This window comes from Asanoa sp. NPDC050611 (assembly GCF_040654855.1).
Taxonomy (GTDB): Bacteria; Actinomycetota; Actinomycetes; order Mycobacteriales; family Micromonosporaceae; genus Asanoa.
Genome location: NZ_JBFAIU010000501.1, coordinates 1 through 3,908 on the forward strand (window position 1 = coordinate 1; position 3,908 = coordinate 3,908).

The following is a 3,908-nucleotide window of genomic DNA, read 5'->3' on the forward strand; positions in this document are numbered from 1 at the left end:
GGCGGGTGCGGGGGACGGGAAGCCGTCTGGGCAAGGCCGGGGCCGGCCGAACGGCGTGTGGCGGGTGTGGTCCGCGCGGGGCGGGGAAGTGGTGGGTGAGGCAGGGACCGGCCAACCGGCGCGTGGCGGGTGTGCGGTCCGCGCGGGGCCGGGGCCGCGGTGGGTGAGGCCGGGACCGGCCGATCGGCGCGTGGCGTGTGTGTGGTCCGCGCGGGGCCGGCCCGCCGTGGGTGAGGTCGAGACCGGCCGAACGCCGCGTGGCGGGAGCCTCAGCCGCGCTTCATCAGGCGGCCGACGGCGGCCATCATCTCGCCGGCCATCTCGTCGGCGCGGCCCTCTTCGGCGCCTTCCTTCATGCAGTGGCGGGCGTGGCCGTCGAGGAGGCCGAGGGCGACCTTGTCGAGTGCGGCCTGGATCGCCGAGATCTGGGTCAGCACGTCGATGCAGTAGCGGTCGTCCTCGACCATCCGCTCGATGCCGCGCACCTGGCCCTCGATCCGGCGCAGGCGGGCGCTCAGCTGGTCCTTGCTGGCGGTGTAGCCGCGCGTCGGGCCCGTTGCGGGTGCTGTCATGTCCTCAACCATAGCTAACCCCCCATGGGTATTAAGGCCTGTCCGGTGGATCATGGCGGCACCATGATCCACCCGCCAGGGCATCAGCCTGCCTGCAGTCGCACGCGGCGCAGCAGCTGGGCGTTGAGCGCCACCACGATCGTCGACGCGGACATCAGCACCGCGCCGATCGCGGGGCTGAGGGTGAGCCCGGCCCAGGCGAGGACGCCGGCCGCGAGCGGGATCGCGACGACGTTGTAACCCGCCGCCCAGGCGAGGTTCTGGATCATCTTGCGGTACGCCGCCCGGGACAGCCGGATGACCCCCGTCACACCGCGCGGGTCCGACGAGGCCAGCACCACGCCCGCGGACTCGATCGCCACGTCCGTGCCGGCGCCGATCGCGATGCCCACGTCGGCCCGGGCCAGGGCCGGTGCGTCGTTGACCCCGTCGCCGACCATCGCCACCCGCAGCCCGCGGGCCTGCAGCTCGGCGACCGCCCGGTCCTTGTCGGCCGGCAGCACCTCGGCGAACACCTCGTCGACCCCGGGCCGGAAGCCCAGGTCGGCGGCGACCGCCTCGGCCACGGCCCGCGCGTCGCCGGTGATCATGGCGATCTTCTTGATGCCCTGCGCGCGCAGCTGGGCGATGGCCTGCCGCGCCTCGGGCCGCACCTCGTCCTCGAGCGCGAACGCGCCGAGCACCTCCGCCGCCGCGCCGTCGGAAAGCCGCAGCAGATGCAGCACGGCGGCGCCCCGGCCGGCCCAGTCCTTGGTGGCGGTCGCGAGCGACTCCGGCACCTCGACCGCGAGCTCGCGGAGCAGCGCGGGACCGCCGACGGCGTACGCGGTGCCGGAGATCGTCGCCTGCACACCGCGACCGGTCAGCGACCGGAAGTCCGTGGCCGGCGCCGGTTCATCGGCCGCCGCCACGATCGCCTTGGCCAGCGGGTGTTCGCTGTCGGCCTCGACGCCGCCGCCCAGGCGCAGCACCTGCTCCTCGGTGACACCGTCGACCGCGGCCACGCCGGTGACCTTGTGCGCGCCCTTGGTCAGCGTGCCCGTCTTGTCGAACAGCACGGCGTCGACGACGCGCATCCGCTCCAGCGCGAGCCGGTCCTTCACGAGGATGCCGGCGCGGGCGGACAGGGCGGTCGACAGCGCGATGACCAGCGGGATGGCCAGGCCAAGCGCGTGGGGGCAGGCGATCACGAGGACCGTGACGGTCCGGACCACCGAGTCGTCGAGGTTGCCGGCGGCCCACCAGGCCAGGAACGTGACGACGGCGACGGCGGAAGCGACATAGAACAAGGCCGCGGCGAACCGGTCCGCCAGCACCTGCGCCCGCCCGCCGGAGGCCTGCGCCTGCGCGACCAGCCGCTGGATGCCGGCCAGCGCGGTGTCCGCGCCGACCGCGTCGACCCGCAGCCGCACGGAGGAGTCGGTGACCACGGTGCCGGCGACCACCCGGTCACCGGCCTGGCGCGGCACCGGCCGGGACTCGCCGGTGATCATCGACTCGTCGACCTCGGCGGCACCGTCGACGACCAGCCCGTCCGCGGGCACCCGGCCACCGGGCCGGACCAGCACGACGTCGCCGAGCCGCAGGTCGGACGCGGGAACGGTCTCGACCCCGCCGTCGGTGACCCGCTCGGCGTCGTCGGGCAGCAGCGCGGCCAGCGCCGCGAGCGCGCCCTGCGCCTGCCCGATCGCCTTCATCTCCTGCCAGTGGCCGAGCAGCATGATCGTGACCAGCGCGGCCAGCTCCCACCAGAAGTCGAGGTCGAACGCGCCGGCGGCCGTGGCGAGCGACGCCCCGTAGGCCACGGTGATCGCCATCGAGATCAGCAGCATCATCCCCGGCGCGCGGTCGCGCAGCTCGCGGACCGCGCCGACCAGGAACGGCCAGCCGCCGTAGACGAAGACCACGGAGCCGAGCACCGGACCGATCCAGTCGATGCCGGGGAAGTCGAGCGAGTAGCCGAACCAGTCCATGACCATCTCGCTGGTCACGACGATCGGAACGGTCAGCGCGAGCGACAGCCAGAACTTCCGGCGGAACTGCTCGGGGTCGTGGCCGGCGTGCTTGTCGTGGCCGGTGTGACCCGCGTGGGTCATTTCGTCGTGTCGCATGCCGCCCACTATACCCCCCAGGGGTATGGCCGCAAGGGTGGCGAGCCTGGTTCGCCGACCCGGACCGGTAGCGTCGCCGCATGGAGCCCATGACCTTCAGCGCGGTGCCCGAGTGGGAGGCGTGGCTGGCCGAGCACCACGACTCGGCCGGCGAGGCGTGGTTGCGGATCGCCAAGAAGGGCGCCGCGACGCCGACCATCTCCGCAGCCGAGGCCGGTGACGTGGCGATCTGCTTCGGCTGGATCGACAGCCAGCGGCGCGGGTTCGACGCCGCGCACTTCCTGCAGCGCTACTCGCCCCGGCGCAAGGGCGCGCGCTGGTCACAGGTCAACGTGGAGCGGGCCGAGGCGCTGATCGCCGCCGGCCGGATGCGGCCCGCCGGCCATGCGCAGATCGAGGCGGCCAAGGTGGACGGTCGCTGGGCCGCCGCCTACCCGGCGCAGCGGGACGCCCGGACGCCCGCAGACCTCGAAGCCGTTCTCGCACAGCGCCCGGCGGCGGCGGAGCGGTTCGCGAACCTCGACAAGACCAGCCGCTACGCCGTCATCCTCAAGCTGACCAGCGCACCGAGCCCGGCCGCACGGCAGAAGCGGCTCAGCGCGCTGACCGACCTTCTCGAAAGCGGCGCGCCCATCCCGCCGCCCCAGGTCGGTTGAACGTTGAACCGCATCGCTCCCTCGTGCGTGCCTTCCTGAACGGAGGTCGTCGAGAGGAGATGCCATCGTGCGCCACCGTGTAGCCACCATCGCGCTGGGTCTGACCGCGGTACTCGCCGCCACCCTGCTCGGACCGGCCGGCACAGCGACCGCACAGGACAAGAACCACGACCTGTTCCCGACCACCATCAACCTGCCCAACGGGTTCCAGCCCGAGGGCATCGCGATCGGAAAGCTCCCGTACGCCTACTTCGGCTCCCGCGTCGACGGGGCCATCTACCGGGCCAGCCTGGTCACCGGCCGAGGCGAGATCATCAACCCGGGCTTCGGCTCCGGGTCGCTCGGGCTCAAGCTGGACGACCGCGGCCGGCTGTTCATCAGCGGCCAGACCATCGGTGACGGGCGGGTGATCGACTCCCGTACCGGCAGGACCCTGAAGATCTGGAACTTCACCGACGGCACCAGCTTCGTCAACGACGTGATCCGCGTACGCCGCCTCGGACTGTCCCGACGGCACCGCGCGGATGCCGGCCCGGAACGCCTCCGCCAGCACCGACCCGTTGTAGAGG

3 protein-coding genes and 1 pseudogene are annotated in these 3,908 nt (G+C 73.1%); 1 reads left to right on the forward strand and 3 read right to left on the reverse strand.

Annotation, left to right across the window (positions count from 1 at the left end):
• Positions 1–269: 269 nt before the first annotated feature.
• Positions 270–572, reverse strand: a complete 303-nt coding sequence (locus AB0H87_RS39070; protein ID WP_360157993.1) for a metal-sensitive transcriptional regulator — start codon at positions 570–572, stop codon at positions 270–272.
• 83 nt (positions 573–655) lie between these two features.
• Positions 656–2,683, reverse strand: coding sequence for a copper-translocating P-type ATPase (locus AB0H87_RS39075; RefSeq protein WP_360157996.1), 2,028 nt, complete (start codon positions 2,681–2,683; stop codon positions 656–658).
• 80 nt (positions 2,684–2,763) lie between these two features.
• Here AB0H87_RS39075 and AB0H87_RS39080 point away from each other — a divergent pair, with 80 nt between their 5' ends.
• Complete coding sequence (locus AB0H87_RS39080) at positions 2,764–3,339, forward strand: YdeI/OmpD-associated family protein (RefSeq protein WP_360157999.1); 576 nt, start codon at positions 2,764–2,766, stop codon at positions 3,337–3,339.
• A gap of 484 nt (positions 3,340–3,823) precedes the next feature.
• Here the strand turns inward: AB0H87_RS39080 and AB0H87_RS39085 are convergent.
• A pseudogene (locus tag AB0H87_RS39085) lies at positions 3,824–3,908 on the reverse strand (amino acid ABC transporter permease); the annotation flags it as partial.